Origin of the sequence: Anaerofustis stercorihominis (genome assembly GCF_005844425.1) — a bacterium.
Classification (GTDB): Bacteria; Bacillota; Clostridia; order Eubacteriales; family Anaerofustaceae; genus Anaerofustis; species Anaerofustis butyriciformans.
The window spans coordinates 1-18,834 of the sequence record NZ_SPHL01000036.1 but is presented as its reverse complement, the minus strand read 5'-3'; the positions used below and the strand labels follow the sequence as shown (position 1 = coordinate 18,834).

20 protein-coding genes are annotated in these 18,834 nt (G+C 28.6%); 10 read left to right on the top strand and 10 right to left on the bottom strand.

Annotation, left to right across the window (positions count from 1 at the left end):
• The 8 genes from FGQ49_RS08565 to yajC form a co-directional block, all read left to right on the top strand.
• Positions 1 to 1,096, top strand: a 1,096-nt coding sequence (locus tag FGQ49_RS08565) for a sporulation protein YqfD (protein WP_171020658.1), incomplete at its 5' end; no start/stop codon positions are given.
• 94 nt (positions 1,097 to 1,190) lie between these two features.
• A complete protein-coding gene (locus FGQ49_RS08560; RefSeq protein ID WP_138269455.1) occupies positions 1,191 to 2,078 on the top strand; it encodes a PhoH family protein in 888 nt (295 codons plus the stop codon).
• Positions 2,053 to 4,128, top strand: coding sequence for an HD family phosphohydrolase (locus tag FGQ49_RS08555; protein ID WP_171020657.1), 2,076 nt, complete (start codon positions 2,053 to 2,055; stop codon positions 4,126 to 4,128). Before FGQ49_RS08560 ends, FGQ49_RS08555 begins: the two co-directional genes overlap by 26 nt.
• Positions 4,128 to 4,586, top strand: coding sequence for an rRNA maturation RNase YbeY (gene ybeY, locus FGQ49_RS08550; RefSeq protein WP_138269453.1), 459 nt, complete (start codon positions 4,128 to 4,130; stop codon positions 4,584 to 4,586). The genes FGQ49_RS08555 and ybeY overlap by 1 nt, the downstream gene beginning before the upstream one ends.
• A 9-nt stretch (positions 4,587 to 4,595) precedes the next feature.
• Positions 4,596 to 4,967: a diacylglycerol kinase family protein gene (locus FGQ49_RS08545; protein ID WP_138269452.1), complete on the top strand. Its 372-nt coding sequence runs from the start codon at positions 4,596 to 4,598 to the stop codon at positions 4,965 to 4,967.
• Between the two features lie 6 nt (positions 4,968 to 4,973).
• Positions 4,974 to 5,882: a GTPase Era gene (gene era / locus FGQ49_RS08540; RefSeq protein WP_138269451.1), complete on the top strand. Its 909-nt coding sequence runs from the start codon at positions 4,974 to 4,976 to the stop codon at positions 5,880 to 5,882.
• Between the two features lie 3 nt (positions 5,883 to 5,885).
• Positions 5,886 to 7,004: a tRNA guanosine(34) transglycosylase Tgt gene (gene tgt, locus FGQ49_RS08535; protein WP_138269450.1), complete on the top strand. Its 1,119-nt coding sequence runs from the start codon at positions 5,886 to 5,888 to the stop codon at positions 7,002 to 7,004.
• 24 nt (positions 7,005 to 7,028) lie between these two features.
• Positions 7,029 to 7,319, top strand: coding sequence for a preprotein translocase subunit YajC (gene yajC, locus FGQ49_RS08530; protein WP_138269449.1), 291 nt, complete (start codon positions 7,029 to 7,031; stop codon positions 7,317 to 7,319).
• Positions 7,320 to 7,343: 24 nt separating this feature from the next.
• Here yajC and FGQ49_RS08525 read toward each other — a convergent pair whose 3' ends face one another.
• From FGQ49_RS08525 to FGQ49_RS08515, 3 genes are all read right to left on the bottom strand, one after another.
• Positions 7,344 to 7,952 carry a recombinase family protein gene (locus FGQ49_RS08525; protein ID WP_138269448.1) on the bottom strand — a complete coding sequence of 203 codons (609 nt, stop codon included), beginning with the start codon at positions 7,950 to 7,952 and terminating at the stop codon, positions 7,344 to 7,346.
• A 247-nt stretch (positions 7,953 to 8,199) separates the two neighbouring features.
• The gene (locus FGQ49_RS08520; RefSeq protein WP_138269447.1) at positions 8,200 to 8,625 is read right to left on the bottom strand and encodes a C-GCAxxG-C-C family protein; all 426 of its coding nucleotides are present in this window, start codon (positions 8,623 to 8,625) and stop codon (positions 8,200 to 8,202) included.
• 31 nt (positions 8,626 to 8,656) lie between these two features.
• Positions 8,657 to 9,541 (bottom strand): LysR substrate-binding domain-containing protein, encoded by an 885-nt coding sequence (locus FGQ49_RS08515; RefSeq protein ID WP_138269446.1) that lies wholly within the window; start codon positions 9,539 to 9,541, stop codon positions 8,657 to 8,659.
• A gap of 130 nt (positions 9,542 to 9,671) precedes the next feature.
• Between FGQ49_RS08515 and FGQ49_RS08510 the strand changes: the two genes are divergently transcribed.
• Positions 9,672 to 10,679, top strand: coding sequence for a YeiH family protein (locus tag FGQ49_RS08510; protein WP_138269445.1), 1,008 nt, complete (start codon positions 9,672 to 9,674; stop codon positions 10,677 to 10,679).
• Positions 10,680 to 10,707: 28 nt separating this feature from the next.
• Here FGQ49_RS08510 and FGQ49_RS08505 read toward each other — a convergent pair whose 3' ends face one another.
• Genes FGQ49_RS08505 through FGQ49_RS08490 form a run of 4 tightly spaced genes read right to left on the bottom strand, consistent with a single transcriptional unit; the run spans position 10,708 to position 15,393 of the window.
• Entirely contained in the window at positions 10,708 to 11,151 is a 444-nt protein-coding gene (locus tag FGQ49_RS08505) for a C-GCAxxG-C-C family protein (protein ID WP_138269444.1), read from the bottom strand.
• 10 nt (positions 11,152 to 11,161) lie between these two features.
• The gene (argS, locus tag FGQ49_RS08500; RefSeq protein ID WP_138269443.1) at positions 11,162 to 12,835 is read right to left on the bottom strand and encodes an arginine--tRNA ligase; all 1,674 of its coding nucleotides are present in this window, start codon (positions 12,833 to 12,835) and stop codon (positions 11,162 to 11,164) included.
• Positions 12,836 to 12,847: 12 nt separating this feature from the next.
• Positions 12,848 to 13,924, bottom strand: coding sequence for a D-alanine--D-alanine ligase family protein (locus tag FGQ49_RS08495; RefSeq protein ID WP_138269442.1), 1,077 nt, complete (start codon positions 13,922 to 13,924; stop codon positions 12,848 to 12,850).
• 17 nt (positions 13,925 to 13,941) lie between these two features.
• Complete coding sequence (locus tag FGQ49_RS08490; RefSeq protein WP_138269441.1) at positions 13,942 to 15,393, bottom strand: nicotinate phosphoribosyltransferase; 1,452 nt, start codon at positions 15,391 to 15,393, stop codon at positions 13,942 to 13,944.
• 212 nt (positions 15,394 to 15,605) lie between these two features.
• On the opposite strand from FGQ49_RS08490, the gene FGQ49_RS08485 reads away from it, so the two are divergent.
• Positions 15,606 to 17,003, top strand: a complete 1,398-nt coding sequence (locus tag FGQ49_RS08485; protein WP_171020656.1) for a peptidoglycan D,D-transpeptidase FtsI family protein — start codon at positions 15,606 to 15,608, stop codon at positions 17,001 to 17,003.
• A gap of 23 nt (positions 17,004 to 17,026) precedes the next feature.
• On the opposite strand, the gene FGQ49_RS08480 is transcribed toward FGQ49_RS08485, so the two are convergent.
• The 3 genes from FGQ49_RS08480 to FGQ49_RS10410 all read right to left on the bottom strand — a co-directional run.
• Positions 17,027 to 17,362 carry a sigma-70 family RNA polymerase sigma factor gene (locus FGQ49_RS08480; RefSeq protein ID WP_138269439.1) on the bottom strand — a complete coding sequence of 112 codons (336 nt, stop codon included), beginning with the start codon at positions 17,360 to 17,362 and terminating at the stop codon, positions 17,027 to 17,029.
• Between the two features lie 241 nt (positions 17,363 to 17,603).
• A complete protein-coding gene (locus FGQ49_RS08475) occupies positions 17,604 to 18,485 on the bottom strand; it encodes a glycyl-radical enzyme activating protein (protein WP_138269438.1) in 882 nt (293 codons plus the stop codon).
• Positions 18,486 to 18,584: 99 nt separating this feature from the next.
• Positions 18,585 to 18,834, bottom strand: a 250-nt coding sequence (locus FGQ49_RS10410; protein ID WP_171020655.1) for a hypothetical protein, incomplete at its 5' end; no start/stop codon positions are given.

The following is an 18,834-nucleotide window of genomic DNA, read 5'->3' as shown; positions in this document are numbered from 1 at the left end:
AAATATAAATAATATATCCGTATGGTATATAAAAACATCAGACAAAACAACCGTAACATTTAAAATAATGTTATCTGAAATAAAGAGCGCAGAAAAAATAGCGAAAAAAGCTCATTATATAATTGAAATAAAAAAAGAATACGGAAAAAATACATTGCTAAAGACACTACAAAAAAGAAAAATATTTATTTTTAGTGTCTTTTTAATTTTTATTGTAATGTTTTCTTTTTCTTTCTTCATATGGGATATAGAAATAGAAGGCAGTAAAAATATTGATACAAACAGTATTATTGCTACTCTCACAGATATAGGATTTAAAGAAGGATGCTATAAATATGGTATAGATAAAAAACAAATATCAAAAAAACTTCTAAACACATATAATACACTTTCAGATGTAACAATAGAATATAAAGGAACAAAAGCTATAATAAAACTAACCGAAAAAAATTCTCCAATAAAACAATTTGATAAATCAAAAGCAGTAGATATAGTGGCTGCAAAAAGCGGAAAAATAGAAAGTATTATTGCTTATAATGGTATAACAAAAGTTAAAAAGGGTGATAAAGTAAAAAAGGGAGACTTACTTATAAGTGGAGAAATAAGCTACGAGGGAAAAGACGGTGATATTATTTCTTATTATATACATGCTATGGGCGATGTGTTTATAACAAGCAAATACACTTATAACAACATCAAAATCAACCCATATTTAATACAAGAAGATGACGAGTATGAAAAAGAAGTCACTTATTCTTTTAAAAATAGAAACTTTAATTATAAAAAAACTATCAAAGACAAATCATATATCCAAATAAAAGAAGAAAAGAAAAAAACTAAGTTACTTTTTATCCCTCTACCTATAGAGCAAACAACAACAAAGTGGTATAATATAAAGAATTTAAAGAAGAAAAATAAAGAACAAATTGAAAATGATGTCATCGAATATTTAAATAAAACCCAAAATATTGACAAAGATAACATAATTGATATATATTTAAATATTGATGTATCAAAAGATAACTACTACAGTATTACTGCAAAAATAAAATTAAAAGAAAATATTGTAGAAGAAAAAGAAATAAAAAAACAATAAGGAGAATAATTTGGAAAAATTCACTGCAAAAATCGACATTCCAAGCGACGAATTTGACAACCTTACTCTGTTTGGAAGCAACGACAAATATTTAATGGAGATTGAAGAAAAATTCTCTGTTAAAATTACATTAAGAGATAATAAAATAAACATAAACAGTGATAATGAAAAAAATCTGTCAAAAGCAAAAGAACTCTTAAGCTGTATGATAAAGAGAATACAAGATAACTCAGCAATAAATGATCATACTTTTAATTATCTTCTAAATTTAATTGATGAAAAAAAAAAAGACATTGGAAATTTTGACCAAGTAATATGTTATACATTTAAAGGTAAGCCAATTAAGACAAAAACAATAGGTCAAAGTGCATTTATAAATGCAACCAAAAGAAATGATATTGTATTTTCCATAGGTCCTGCAGGAACAGGAAAAACTTATCTTGCAGTCGCTCTTGCTGTAAAAGCATTAAAAAACGGTGATGTTTCAAGAATAATATTGACAAGACCCGCTGTTGAAGCAGGAGAAAGTCTTGGTTTTCTTCCGGGAGATTTAAAAGAAAAAATTGATCCTTATTTAAAACCTTTATATGATGCATTATTTGATATAATGGGCAGCGAATCATATGAAAGAAACGTAAGCAGAGGTAATATAGAAATAGCGCCTCTTGCATATATGAGAGGAAGAACTTTAAACGACTCTTTCATTATTCTTGACGAAGCTCAAAATACAACAAGAGAACAAATGAAGATGTTCCTTACAAGACTTGGAGAAGGATCAAAAGCAGTCGTAACCGGAGATGTAACACAAGTTGATTTACCAAGTGGAAAAAAATCAGGTCTTTTATACGCAGAAAGAATTTTAAACAAAGTCGAAGGAGTAGATTTTGTACATTTAACAAAGAGAGATGTCGTAAGAAATCCTTTGGTACAAAGAATTATTGAAGCCTATGAAGAATATGAAACAAAAAAACAAAGAGACTAAGATATCAGCTTTTTTTGAAAATGTAAAAACAAATAAAAAAGTAAAATTATCCATAGCAATAATTTTCTTTATTTTAACTTTTTTCCTATCTTTTATTAGTGCTATACCGCATAGATACGATGTAGAAGTTGGACAAGTTGCTACGGAGGATATTATTGCGCCAAGAAAAATTATTAACACAAAACTTACAAACAGCTTAAAAGAACAAGCCGTTGAACAAACTCCAAACGTATATGACTATATACCGGGAACTAAAGATTCGGTAACAAAAAACATAAACACATTATTTAAAGAACTTGAAGATATAAAATCAGATGATTTAACTAAAAGCTCAATAGATGTATACAACAGCAAAACTGGAATTGATTTAACAAAAGAAACTTATCAAACATTAATAAATCAAGATAAAAATACAAGAGATAATATAAAAAATGAAATAATATCTTTAATAGAAAACATTTATAACGATGAAGTAGTATCCGATGAAATGAATACTTATTATAAAAAAATAAACAATTATTTTAAAAATTCATCTTTCAATGCTGATGTAAGCACAGCATGCATTAATGTATGTAAAAATGCATTAAAAGCAAATATGGTTCTTAATGAAGAGGCAACCGAGCAAGCTAAGCTTAATGCAAAAAATACAGTTGAAGATATTACCTATGAACCCGGTGAAGTAATCATTAAAAAAGGTGATACTATAACCCAAAATCAAATAGACGTTTTACAAGAAGGCTCAATGATAAGAATCAGTTTATTTGATGACTATAAAACCACAATAGGTCTTGCCTCCATGATTTTACTTTTAATGGTTATATATACTCTTTATTTAAAGATATTTCATAATCATATATATAACAACAATAAACTTTTAGCTTTAATAGCAAGTCAGTTCTTATTAATGATAGTATTATCACAAATTGCAAGTTTATTTAATATATATTTAATACCCATCTCAATAATGAGTATGACTTTATGCATATTAATAGGTCCAAGAATAGCAATAAATACAAATGTATTTATAACCCTTCTATTAGCAGTAACTTTAGATATTAATACAGAAGCTTTAATATTCCTTCTATTATCAGGTTTTGTAGGAATACTATATATGCAAAGAGTTCAAGAAAGAAGCAAAATATATAAAGCTGCTTTAATTGTCTCTATATCAAATATGATTATAGTTTTAATAAACAGCGTACTTGAAAATACACTTGGAATAAGTATGTTTTATAACATATTATATGCAGGCATAAACGGACTATTATCAGGAATGGTCTCTCTTGGAATGATGCTTTTCTGGGAATATATATTTGATATTTTAACACCATTTAAACTTCTTGAACTGTCAAGTCCTACAAACGAACTTATAAGAAAGCTTATAACAGGCGCACCAGGAACCTATCACCACTCGCTTCTTGTAGGTAACCTCGCTCAAGAAGCTTGCAACGATATAGGAGCAAACGGACTTTTAGCCAGGGTCGGTGCTTACTATCACGATATAGGAAAAAGTGAAAAACCGCTTTTCTTCAGCGAAAATCAACAAAACGGTAACAATCCTCACGACCATTTAGACCCAAATGTTTCCGTAAGGATTATAAAAAACCATGTAAGAGACGGTGTATATTTGGCAAATAAATATAAGTTGCCTGATGAAATTATTGAATTCATAAAAACTCATCATGGTGATACTTTAATACAGTATTTCTATGTAAAAGAAAAAGATAGAGGATATGAACCTGATTTAAAATCTTATTCTTATGAAGGTCCAAGACCAACAACAATAGAAACTTCCGTTGTTTTACTTGCAGATGGAGTTGAAGCTGCGGTAAAAAGTATGGATACAGGGAATAAAGAAAAAATAAAAGAAATGATTGATAAAATAATTGATAAAAAAATAACAGACCATCAATTAGATGATTCTCCACTAAAAATGAAGGATATTGATACAATAAAAAAAGCATTTTTAAGAGTCCTTACAGGTGTTTATCATGAAAGAGTTCAATACCCAGGACAAGAAAAAATAAATCAAGAAAATGAGGTAAAGTAATGATAGAAACAGAAGTACTTTTTGATAATAGAAGTAAAGAAGAAATTTCTAAGGAAACTTACGAAAAAATAGAAAATGCAATAAACGAAACACTTAAAAACGAAAATTTTACAAAACCATCTCAAGTAAGTGTATCAATAGTTGACGGTGAAGAAATAAAAGAGCTTAACAAATATTACAGAAATATTGATAAAGAAACAGATGTACTTTCTTTTCCTATGGATGAAGAAGGTTTTGAAGATGAAGTTGTAATCTTAGGCGATGTTGTTTTATGCATAGATAAAGCTAAACAACAAGCCGTAGAATTTGGACACAGTACTGACAGAGAAATTTGCTACTTGACAGTTCATTCAATTTTACATCTTTTGGGATATGACCACATGAATGACGAAGAAAAAAAAGAAATGAGATTTCATGAAGAAGAAGTAATGAAAAATCTAAATCTTACAAGAGACTAAGGAGAAGAAATGAAAAACATAAAAAGATTAATAAAAAGTTTTAAGTATGCATTTCATGGAATTGAATATAATTTCAAAACACAACAAAACTTTAAGATACATTGTACATGTGCCCTTCTTGCAATCATAGGAGCAATTATATTAAAATTTTCATACTATGAATGGTTACTACTTGGATTTATAATATTCCTTGTAATAATACTTGAAGCCATAAATACGGCAATAGAAGAAGCTGTTAACTGTGCAACAAAAGAAATGAATGAAAACGCAAAAAGATCAAAAGATTCAGCAGCATGTGCCGTATTAATCGGAGCATTTATGGCTGTAATAATGGGTATAGCTCTATATATACCTAAAATAATACATTTAATATGGGGATAAGAAAGAATGAACAATAATTATAAAAGCGGATTTATATCAATTATAGGAAGAACAAACGTAGGAAAATCAACACTTCTTAATACACTTATAGGCCAAAAGATATCAATAATATCAAATAGACCTCAAACAACAAGAAATAATATTAGATGTATAAGAACTACCGATACATCTCAAATGGTTTTTATAGATACACCGGGCTTTCATAAACCTAAAAGCAAACTATCAGATTATATGGTAGAAGTTGCAGGTGAATCTTTTAAAGAAGTAGATTTAATTCTTTTCCTTGTTGAAGAAGACTTAAATATAGGAAAAGGTGATGAATTCTTACTTGAAAAATTAAAAAATGAAAAAACACCGGTAGTTTTGGTAATAAATAAAATCGATAAAATAAAAAAAGAAGATATTCTTGTAAAAATAAAACTATATGAAAAATATGACTTTATAAAAGATATTGTTCCCATAAGTGCTTTTAAAGGAGAAAATATCGATACTTTAGTTACAATAATAGAAAAATATCTACCTTATGGACCTATGTACTTCCCTGAAGACATGGTAACAGACAGAAGTGAAAGATTTGTTGTAAGTGAACTTATTAGAGAAAAAATATTAAGATCTCTTAAAGAAGAAATACCTCATGGAACTGCCGTTGAAGTAATGCAGATGAAAAAAAGAGACGATAAGGAAATTTATGATATTGAAGCAAACATATATACTGAAAGAGAAAATCATAAAAGAATTATCATTGGCAAAGGCGGTAATATGCTAAAGAAAATTGGCAGTGAATCAAGAAAAGAAATTGAACAAATGCTTGATTGTAAAGTCAATTTAAAATTATGGGTTAAAGTAAAAGACGAATGGAGAGATAAACCAAACATTTTAAATTCTCTCGGATATAACAAGAAGGATGAACTATAAAATATGAGCGCAATTAAATATGAACTAATAAAAGAAGATAAAAGAAGCGGTGCAAGAGTTGGTAAAGTAATAACTCCTCACGGAGAAATACCTACTCCTATTTTCATGCCTGTAGGAACAAGGGCTACAGTTAAAGCGATGCTTCCGGAAAGTCTAAAAGAAATAGATGCAAAAATAATTTTAGGAAACACATATCATCTATATTTACGACCGGGAGATGAAATAGTAAAAAAAGCCGGTGGTCTTCATAAGTTTATGAACTGGGATAGACCAATCCTTACAGACAGCGGTGGATTTCAAGTTTTTTCTTTAAGTAAAACAAATGATATAACAGAAGAAGGTGTAACATTCAGAAGTCATATTGATGGAAGCAGACATTTTATTACACCTGAAAAATCCATGGCAATTCAAAATAATTTAGGCTCTGATATAATGATGGCTTTTGATGAATGCGTACATTATGGAGCAGATAAAACTTATACAAAAAACTCTCTTGAAATGACTACGAGATGGGCAAAAAGATGTAAAGAGGCTCATAAGAACACAGAAAAACAAGGACTTTTTGGAATTATACAAGGTGGAATGTTTAAAGATTTAAGAAAAGAATCTGCAACACAGCTTATTGATCTTGATTTTCCTGGATATGCAATCGGAGGTCTTAGCGTAGGGGAACCTATGGATATGATGTTTGACTTACTTGATTATACAACTCCGCTGCTTCCAAAGGATAAACCAAGATATTTAATGGGTGTAGGAAGTCCTGACGCTCTATTAGAAGGTGTTAAAAGCGGTATAGATATGTTCGACTGTGTTTTACAAACAAGAATGGCAAGAAACGGTACAGCCCTTACAAGCAGCGGTAGAGTAACTTTAAAAAATGCAAAATACAAAGAAGACTTTACACCTCTTGACCACAAATGTGACTGCTATGTTTGCAGAAACTATACAAGAGCTTATTTAAGACATTTAGTTGTATGCAAAGAAATTCTTGCAAGTATGTTAGTAAGCTATCACAATTTATACTTTACTTTGAAATTAATGGAAAACATGAGAAACGCCATTATGGAAGATAGATTTTTGGAGTTCAAACACCAATTTGAAAGTGATTATGGAATAATTTAAAAATCAATTCAAGGAGAAAAAAAAATGGGAATGAATAATGTTTTTGCAATGCTAGTTATTATTATTGTTATGTTTGTAGTAGTATATTTTTCATCAATAAAACCACAACAAAAAAGATTTAAAGAACATCAACAACTACTTGATAGCATTAAAAAAGGTAATAAAATAATGACAGTTAGCGGCCTTTATGGAACTATTTTAGAAGTTTATGATGAAGATATATTAATTGCACTTGATCCTGAAGGAGTAAAAGTAAAATTAAACAGAAATGCTGTTGTTTCTATAATAGAAGATAAAGAAAATAATGAAGAATAAAAAGCGTCTTTAAAGACGCTTTTTTTATACAAATAAATCTCCTTTTACCATTCTGTCTGTCCACCTTATAAATGTTTGATATGACACATTTAAATGTTTTGCTGCTTTCCTTGATGATATTTTACCATTTTGCCATAAATCATAAAACTCAAAAAATTCATCGGGAATATGTATTCTAGGTCTGCCAAACTTTACTCCTCTTGCTTTTGCTGCCATAATCCCTTCTTTTTGTCTTTGTTTTATATTTTCTCTTTCGGACTGAGCAACATAACTTAAAAGCTGAAGTACAATATCGGCAATAAGTGTACCTGTTAAATCTCGTCCTTCTCTTGTATCAAGTAAAGGCATATCAATAACAACAATATCTATATGTCTTTCTTTTGTTAAAAGTCTCCACTGTTCTAAAATTTCATCATAATTTCTTCCAAGCCTATCAATGCTTTTAACAACAAGTACATCTCCTTTTTCCATCTTCTTTAAGAGTTTTTTGTAATTAGGACGATTAAAATCTTTTCCGCTGAATTTATCAACAACAATATTTTTATCTTCCACCGGAAACTTCCTCATAGCCTCAAACTGTCTTGCAACATTTTGTTCTTTGGTTGATACTCTCACATAACCATAAATTTTCATAAAAAATACCTCCGTTTGTTTTTTTCCAAAAATAAGGAAATATATTTACGGAGAAAGAATAAATATTTATTTTTTTTATAAAATTATAATGAAAAGCATAAATCAAACAAAAATAAATGAAACTACATATAACTATATTTCGTCCTAATCCCAAGATGATATCCTTTTTATTTTATTCTAATACTATATTTATACTACTTTATACGACCTGTAGGGTTAAATAAAAAAAGTCCATAAAGGACTTCTTTTATTCAAACATATCTTTTAATAAATATTTTTCTACTATCATTGCGCTATCTTTAACACATCCTGAACAGCTTCTTATAGGCGGAGCATCATTACCGATATTTTTTAATTCTTTGCATTTTACGGTAGTATTCATTTCTTTAAATTTTTCCATTAGTTCATTGCCAATTTTTAAAGTTTGAATTTTTGTTTTAGGTTTTTGTAGATTTTTATCACTGTTTAAAAGTCCTGCCAGCATTACCATTCCACAAACACTTCCGCAAGTTTCCTGTGTTCTTGCAATACCGCTTCCAAACCCCTCTGCCAAAGCAAATGCAGTTGCTTCATCAACTCCAAGCAGATCACAATATGTACAAACAACCGCTTGTGAACAATTATATCCATTCTTAAATTTTTCAACTGCTATTTCTACTCTTGATTTTTCCATATTTTATCTCCTTATATTACTTAAAATAATTTTATTCTTTTTTTAATAATTTATCAAATATATCATTATAATAATTTCTATATTGGCTGTTTTTTCTCCAAATAAAGCTAAATTCATGATCTATTTTCATATCTTTTATATTGAGTTTACAAAACTCTTCACTTTTTAATTCTTTTTCTACTGCAAGTTCATATAAAAAAGTTATTCCCATATTTTTTTTTATGAAATTTTTTATTATATCAATGCTGTTTATTTCCATTTTATTTTTAAAATCAGAAACTAAAACACTTTTACTCTCTAAGTATCTTTCAATAAGTTCTCTGCTTCCGGAACCTTTTTCTCTTATTATAAGTCTATAATCAAGCAAATCTTCAAGAAAAAGTTCTTTATCTTTTAAATCACTTAAACAGCTGCATACACCTACATAATTTTCATTCGATATCGTAATATATTCATATTCACTTTTAGGAAAATACCCTTCAATAATTGCAAAATCTATTTTACCGTCATTTAAGTATTTAAGTAGTTTATCAGTATTTCCAACAATCATCTTGATATTTGTGTTCGGATATAACTTTAAATATTTATCCAATTTATCCGGCATTAAATATTCACCTACAGTTAACGTAGCACCAAAAATAATAAATTTACTCTTATTATCTATATGAGATATTTCATTTCTAAGTTTTAAATCATCATGTTTGAGAGTTGTAATGTAGTTTAAAAATACCTCTCCCTCTCTTGTAAGATATAGTTTTTTTGATTTATATCCAAATAACTTTACTCCATAACTTTTTTCAAGGTATTTTATATGTTGAGTTACGGCAGGTTGAGTAATATTAAGATTTTTTGAAGCCTTTGTTATATTCATGCATTTACAAACTTCTAAAAAAGTATCTACCCTAAAATCTAACATTACAGTTCTCCTTTTAAATCTATTTTACACATTATAACATATTTTTATATATAAATAAATATTTATAATTTTAAATTATTTATAAAAGATGATAGAATACATAAGTATTAAATTTAATAAAGGAGAAATTATGGAATTTATAAAACAAAACATCAAAGGTTTAATTTTATGTCTTATAATATCAATCCCTGCTTGGTATCTTGGTAAACTTGTTCCTGTTGTTGGTGGACCTGTATTTGCAATTATTGCGGGAATGGTTATAACATTATTTATTAAAGATAAATCAACTCTTCAACCCGGTATTACATTTACATCAAAAAAAATACTTCAATATGCCGTTATTTTACTTGGCTTTGGTATGAATTTAACTGATATTTTAATGAAAGGTAAACAATCTTTACCTATCATCATAGCTACAATTTCAACATCACTTATTATTTCATACGTATTATGTAAATTATTAAAAATACCATCAAAAATATCTACACTTGTAGGTGTTGGCTCGTCAATATGCGGTGGTTCTGCAATAGCAGCAACTGCACCTGTAATAGATGCTGATGATGAAGAAATAGCACAAGCAATTTCCGTTATATTCTTATTTAATGTAATTGCAGCTTTAATATTCCCTGCACTTGGTTCAATGCTCGGACTTTCAAACGAAGGTTTTGGTTTATTTGCCGGTACAGCTATAAATGATACATCTTCAGTTACGGCTGCAGCATCTGCTTGGGATGGAATTCATGGAAGCAATACTCTTGCTGAAGCAACAATAGTTAAATTAACAAGAACTCTTGCTATTATACCCATAACCTTGGTACTTGCTTTTGTAAGAACAAAAAGAGAAAAAAATGAAGGTGGAAATAAAGTAAACATAAAGAAAATTTTCCCTTTCTTTATTCTTTACTTTGTACTTGCTGCAGTAATAACAACTGTATTTAACTTATCTCCTACAATAACAGACCCAATAAAAGAGTTAAGTAAATTCTTTATAGTAATGGCTATGTCAGCAATTGGACTAAATACACATATCGTTAAACTTATCAAATCAGGAGCAAAACCTATATTTATGGGAGCCTGCTGTTGGGTAGGAATAGCATTTGTAAGTTTATTAATACAACATTTACTTCATATTTGGTAAAACAAAAGCACTGCTTTGCAGTGCTTTTTTAAATATATTCTTTTATAAATTCTTCAAAAAGTTTCCCGGCTTCTTCTTGCACCTTTAGACAACCTCTTACAGGATCTTTATGTCTTGGTCTTATATATTCACAGTCTATTGAGCCAAATCTTTTGGTATATATTTCAACCCATTTTTTCACAATTTCTTTCATTTTATCGTTAGTGGATGGTTTATCCTCCGTAAACATTAATCCAATGGCAGCAACTCCGCCTGCAAAAGCTCCACAGGTTTTGCCGCTATTAAGACCAAACCCGTAAGGAGCAAGCATTTTAAAAGCTTTAGTATCTATATCTATTTCATACTTCAATGAGAGAGCTTCAATAAGCGTCTCACCGCAGTTTTTGTGATATAAAGGTTTTTCTTTATCAATCTTTGAATTCTCTTCTTTTTTGATGTCAGCGATTATATCAACAACACTTTTTTCTATCATTTTCTCTCTCCTACATTTTTTCAGGAGCACTTACACCTAAGATACTTAAAGTATTACTTAATACTTCTCTTGTTGCAACAACTAAAGCAAGTCTCGCATTAAGCAGTTTTTCATCATCTACAATTACTCTATGAGCATTATAGAATGAATGGAAAGCAGAAGCTAAATCCATAGCATATTTTGTTATTTTACTTGGATCTAAATCTTTGCTTGCTTTTATGATTTCATCACTAAAGTTTGCAATAACTTTAAGTAAGTTTAATTCTTCTTTTTTATCAAGTAAATCAAAGTTTTCTATTTTTACTTCTTTATCAATATTTCTTATAATACTGCAAATTCTTGCATGTGCATATTGAACGTAAAATACAGGATTGTCACTTGATTTTTTAATAGCAAGATCAAGGTCGAAATCCATATGTGTATTTGGTTTATTGTAGTTAAAAATAAATCTTGCAGCATCTTTTCCTACTTCATCAACCAGGTCAGATAATGTAAAAATATTACCTTTTCTCTTAGACATTCTAACTTGTTCATCACCTTTAACAAGATGAACAAGCTGCATTAAAATTACTCCTAATCTATCTTCACTTACTCCAAGAGCAACCATAGCTTTTTTAAGTCTTGCAACATGTCCATGATGGTCTGCGCCCCATACGTTTATTGCATAATCAATATTTCTTTTTACCAATTTATCATAGTGATATGCAATATCAGCAGCATAATAAGTAGGTACCCCATTTTGTCTTATTAAAACTTCATCTTTTTCAAGTCCGTAATCAGTACCTTTGAACCATACTGCATCATCTTTTTCATATACACTTCCCATTTCTTTCATTTTATCAATAACATCAGTTATTGCACCTGAATTATGAAGTGTTTTTTCACTGAAAAATACATCATAATTTATACCATAATTTTTAAGGTCATTAACCATATTGGTAACATTCTTGTCAAGAGCAAATTCAACAAGTTTATGTTGTCTTTCTTCTTCATCAACGTTTTCAAGTTTATTTCCATATAATTCAATATGCATTTTGGCAAGTTCAATTATATCGTCACCCTTATAACCATCTTCAGGAAACTCAACATCATGTCCTAAAGCCTGTAAATATCTTGCTTGTAAAGATTGACCAAATTTTATAATTTGATTTCCGGCATCATTCAAATAAAATTCTTTTGTTACTTTATATCCTGCCCAAGTAAAAATATTACTTATAACATCACCTATTGCGCCACCTCTTGCATTTCCTATATGAAGAGGACCAGTTGGATTTGCACTTACATATTCAACATCAACAGTTTTCGGATTTTCTTCAACGATTTTACCGTATTTTTCTTTTAATGAAATTACTTTTTCCATTTCATCATATAACCATTTATTGTCTAATGTAAAGTTAATAAATCCAGCACCTGCGATTGAAATATCTTTTACATATGAATCTTTTGTATCAATATTTTTTACAATATTTTCGGCAATAAGTCTAGGATTACATCTTGCCTTTTTTGCAAGTTGCATTGCAGTATTAACACTAAAATCACCAAATTTTTCTTCTCTTGGCACTTCAACTTTTATAAATGGAATATCTTCTTTACTTATTTCTATCAATTTTTCATCTATACATTTATTTATTGAATCTTTTACTAATGATATAATTTCTTTTTCTCTTGTTTTCTTTCCGAACATTACCTTCTCCTATTATTCTTTTATTGTTAGTTTATGTTTTATTTCATATCTTTCAAAACCTAAATCGATAAGTTTATCTATTAAATCAGAATATTTAACTCCCATATAGTCCCACATTTTTGCATACATGCTTATATTTGTAAAACCGGGAAGTGTATTAACTTCATTTAAGTATAGATTTCCGTTATCTTTATCAAGGAAAAAATCTACTCTGGATAAACCGCTTCCTCCAACAGCTTTAAAAGCCCTAACGGCATAAGTTCTTATTTTTTCTATAATATCATCGCTAACCTTTGCAGGTATATCTATTCTGCTGTCATCACCTGATAAATATTTTGCTTCATAATCGTAAAATTCTTTACATGAAACAATTTCTCCTGGATAAGAAGCCTCTGGATGAGAATTTCCAAGAACAGCAACTTCTATCTCTCTTGCATTAATTGCCTTTTCAACCAATATTTTTGTATCAAACTGAACGGCTTTTTTAAGAGCATCTATTAAACCTTGTCTATCCTTTGCTTTTGAAATACCAACACTTGAGCCCATGTTTACAGGTTTTACAAACATAGGATATGGAAGATTTTTTTCACATTTTTCTATCGTTTCATTTAAAAGTTTATCACTTTCAATATCCGTATTAAATACTAATACATCGTCAACAACAGGTATATCTACGCTTTTAAATACTCTTTTGGCAATATCTTTATCCATACAAACTGCAGAAGTCATTACTTCACAGCCAACATATGGTTTATTCATCATTTCAAATAAACCTTGAATTCTTCCGTCTTCACCGTTTTGTCCATGAAGAACAGGGAAAATTATATCTATGTTTTTAATTATTTCATCATCGAAAAGTGAAAATTCAGATATTAAATTTTCGTTATCGTCAATCCATTCATTGTTTTTTATTTTTTCAACATCACCTTTGTAAATATAAAACTTACCTTCAAGTGATATTCCAATCAAAGTTAAATCATATTTTTCTTTGTCTATTCCGTTTATAACATTATATGCAGACAACAAAGAGACATCATATTCTCCGGATTTACCACCGAATATAATACCTACATTTCTTTTATTATTCATTTAATACTCCTTAAAAATTATTTTTGCACAGATGCAAGTAAGTCTTTTTTAATGTCAAATAAATTATCAGAAATATCTACGTGATATTCACTTGGATTAATAAGTCTTAAATATTCTGGCCAGAATGTACTCTTAGCAACCAAATGATTTTCTCTTATTTCAGATAATTTTGGAGACTCATAAACCTGTTTCCCATCAATAAAAATAGGTTTTAATAATTCTTTTACATGGAAATTTTCCAAAGTTCTTTTCTTCCATGTATGAACAGGATGGTATATTGTTAAAGGTTTTGTTTCATCTATAATCTCATCATTTAATGTTATTAAATCAGCAATAGCTATATTCGTACGATTATCATAAAATCTTAAAACTTTCTTATATCCCGGATTTGTTATCTTAATTGGATCATTAGATACTTTTATTTTTGGTGATAATTTTCCGTTTCTTTCTATCGCAGCAAGTTTATATACTCCACCCAAAGCACTAGTACCGTCTGCAGTAATCATTTTTGTCCCTACTCCATACATTCCAATCTTAGCACCTTGATTTCTTAAATCAGAAATAATATATTCATCTAAATCATTTGATGCACTTATAACAGCACTTTCAAATCCTGCTTCATCAAACATTTCTCTTGCTTTTACAGATAAATATGTTAAATCTCCACTGTCAAGTCTAATACCATAAGCACCTTTTAATCTTCCTGCTTCTCTTTCTTCCGTAAATACCTGTATTGCATTTTTAACACCGCTGTTAAGTGTATCATAAGTATCCGCAAGAAGTATTAAATTGTCCGGATTATATTTTGCATATGCTCTAAAAGCATCTATCTCTTTATCAAAAGCCATAATAAAAGCATGAGATATAGTTCCTTTAGAAACTGTATCCCAGCAATATTCAGCCTCTACATTACTAGTTCCTACACAACCGCCTATAATACATGCTCTTGCACCGTAAAGACCTGCTTCTGTTCCATGCGCTCTTCTAAGTCCAAAATCAAGTACAGGATCATAAGTTCCGGCAGCAGAACATATTCTTGAAGCTTTTGTTGCAATTAAACTTTGATGATTAATTATCGCTAAAATTGCAGTTTCTATTATCTGAGCTTCAATTAAATTTGTCTTTACTCTTAAAACAGGTTCTGAAGGAAAGAATATTTCTCCTTCTTCCATTGCATATATTTCACCGCTGAATTTAAAGTTTCTTAAATATTCTAAAAAACTATCAGTTAGTTCAGGATGATTTTCTTTTAACATTTTTATGTCATCATCATCAAACTTTAAATTATTAATATAATCTATTACTTGTTCTAATCCTGCAAAAACAGAATATCCCCCTTCAAAAGGATTTCTTCTTATAAAGACATCAAAAACGGCTTTTCTGTCTTTAAAACCCTTTGCTTCGTAAACGTTACTTACGCTTAATTGATAAAAATCAGTAGCTAATTCAAGCTTCCTTTGTTTTTCCATATCTAAACTCCCATTTATTACATTTAAATGTCATGTATAATTAAATATTATATCACTTTTTTTCTAAAAATCATTAAAAATAGTATAAAAAACCATATTATAGCAATACTTATAATATGTTTCAAAAAATAATACAAGAAAGAATTAAAATTTTATCCATATTTATTATTATTTTATTTACTCTGCTAACAATTTTTGTAATAAAAGCCTTCATGTTTCAAGATAAAGATAACATAAATAAACTTTCATCTCAATACGAAACAGTTATACAAACTTATTACCCTCGTGGTGCAATACTTGATAAAAACGGAATAAACTTTTCTGATAACAGCTCTTTTGAAAACTTAAAATTAAATATTCAAAACAACATAAATTTTACCATTGGAAAAACGTTTATCGGAAACATTCAAATAAACGATGACACTACAACAAACAAAGCAGTAAATGGAGTAAGTGGTCTTCAATTATATTATGATAAGCAGCTAAACGGAGGGGAGGCAATTAAAATACTTTCACAAATAGATGCAACGGGACAAACAATAAACCAAAATAATTATTTAGCAGTTAACGACCATATAAACGAAGGTTATAATATTAATACAACAATAGATTATCATGTGCAAAAATATACAGAATCTTATGTAAAAGAATATTTAACAAAAAACAACTTAAAAGGTGCCAGTGTAGTAATAACAGACATCACAACCGGTGAAATAATCACAATGTATTCAAGCGATGAAACCTTAAATAAAAACGTACTTTCATATCAGCCCGGAAGTGTATTTAAAATTTTAACATTAGCTCTTGCACTTGAAAATAATGTAGTTGATTTAGATGAAGAGTTTAATTGTAGTGGTAAAATAAATATTGACGGAGTAACAAGATATTGTAACGAGGGAGAAGGACACGGAGATTTAACAGTTTTAGAAGGTTTTGCAAAATCATGCAATGAAGTTTTTTATACTCTTGCAACAAGATTAAATATAAAAGATAAAAACGGAAACATTACTTCAAATAAAATTATTGATTATGCAAAAGAACTTGGATTTGGAAGTGTCCATGATAAAACAAATAAAAACAAAAACTTTATATTAGAATATAACGATTATTATTCATTTGTTCCAGATAATATATACAACAACCTAGATACGTTTAATATTGCCTTGGGACAAGGAAACGTTCAAGCGACACCTCTAATGATGAATACTATAATGTCAGCCATAGCAAATGGAGGAAAAACCAATTACCCATATATTGTGGAAAGTGTAACATCTCAAAATGGAGAAATAAAAGAAACAAAAGAAAATAAGATATTTGATATGAAGCTTAGTGATAACACCATGAAAACCTTGCAGAAAGCTCTAAGAATGGTATGTACAAAAGGAACTGCAAAGAATAATTCTCTTGATAATTATGGTGGACTTGCAGGAAAAACGGGAACAGCAGAAAATACAAAAGAAACTCCTCACGCTTGGTTTAGCGGATATTTCCCATATAATAATCCTAAATATTCAATGACAGTATTTATTGAAAATGGTGGGTATGGTTCAGGAGCAGCTCTTGAAATTTTTGATAATATTGCAAATACTCTTTTAAATATGGAAGATTAAAAAAAAGAAGGCTAGGCCTTCTTTTAATCTTCTTTTATTCCCGTCATAAGATACATAAGATGCTTAACTGCTTTTACCTTTTTCCTAGAACATACACTTGCATCATAGTTAGTTTCCTGTGCAATTTTAACCATACTCATTTTTTCAAAATAATTAGATTCAATAATATTTCTGTCCATCTCTTCCAAAGAATCAAGTGCACTTTCAAAAAATGATAATTCTTTTTCAATTGCTCTTTTTTCGTTCAAAATTTCTTCATCGCACATTTCAAGTTGTTCAATTAATACAAGTCTTTTTCTTTTAAAATTCATTCCCTTTAATCTTTTTTCAAAAATTTTATAATTTTCACTCTTAGCCATAATCCCCTATCTCCTAATTAAATTTAAAAGAAAATAAAAAGAATAGTAAAAGAAATTCATTTTGACAACCTGTAATGATATAACTATAATCTCTGCTAATATTCTTTTTATTTTTAATATTCAAATGTATAAATATAAAAATTTAGCTTTAATTATACATTAATCATACACATATTATATATATTTCCCATTATAAAAAACAAGTAAGCTATGGAATAAATTTATACTACTTTGTCATATTTTAAGAAACAACTTGTATATTATCACAAAGTCTTGAAAATAAATTACCAATATTGGTTAATGTTTTCTTTTCTGGACGGTGGAATGTATATTTCTGCTCTTTTCCAAGCAAACGATACATATGTTCATTTTTATTACTATATCCTTTTATTACAATTCCATACAGTTCTAATTTAGACATAAAGCCGACAATTTGTTTTAATTCGTTCATATTACAATTTACTTCATTAATAAACGTAATTGAAATAATAACTTTAGACATAAAACATACTTTCTTTAAATTTTCAATTATTATTTCATTACTTTGTCCTGTATATTTTTCATGTACTTTTTTATTTACCAAATTAAAGTGATAAATAAAATAATCAACATAAGGAATAAATTTTTCCATTATTTTATAATCTATAAAACCGCTTGTGGAAACTGCTACATTAATATCTTTTTCTTTAAGTTTTTTTATAACCTCAAGTAAAAATTCTTCTTGAAGCATAGGTTCACCGCCGGCAAAAGTAACTCCGCCTCCGCTTGCTTTATAATACTGTATTTCCGGCATTATTCTTTCAATCAATTCATCAGCAGAAACTCTTTCACCTATAAGTTTTCTGGCTCCCATTGGACAAGCATCTACACATTTACCACATTTTGTGCATTCAAAAACTCTGTTTTCTTCTTCTGCAAGCATTCTTTCATTACATGCTTCTATACATTTATAGCACATATTACATTTTTCTTTATCATAAAGCATTTCAATATTTTTACTTAAAGCTTCAGGATGTTCTCCCCATGGGATATTTAAAGATGATCCTTTCATATAAACAACCGTTCTAAAACCAGGACCGTTTTGAGTAGAATATTTATCTATTTTATATATTAACCCTTCCATAAAATCTCCTTTTTTTGTATCTTATGTTAGAAATATTTTTAAATTCAGTATATTCCATATTATTATAATATATTTTACTCAAATATCAAAATATATTATTTAACTATTTATTATAAAAAAATGGTTTAAAATATAATTTATTTGAAAGAATCTGTTTGAACATGAATATATTATCAAAGAAGATATATCTTTGTTATAAATCAAATTAATTATTTTCATAAGCTCCATTAAATTTATGTTATCAGAATTATTTAAATTAAGTCCTACTGCAATTTTATCCCTTTTAAAAACATTTATTTTTTCTATAAACTTTTTATATTCATCATAGGATAAACTCTTTTTATCGCTT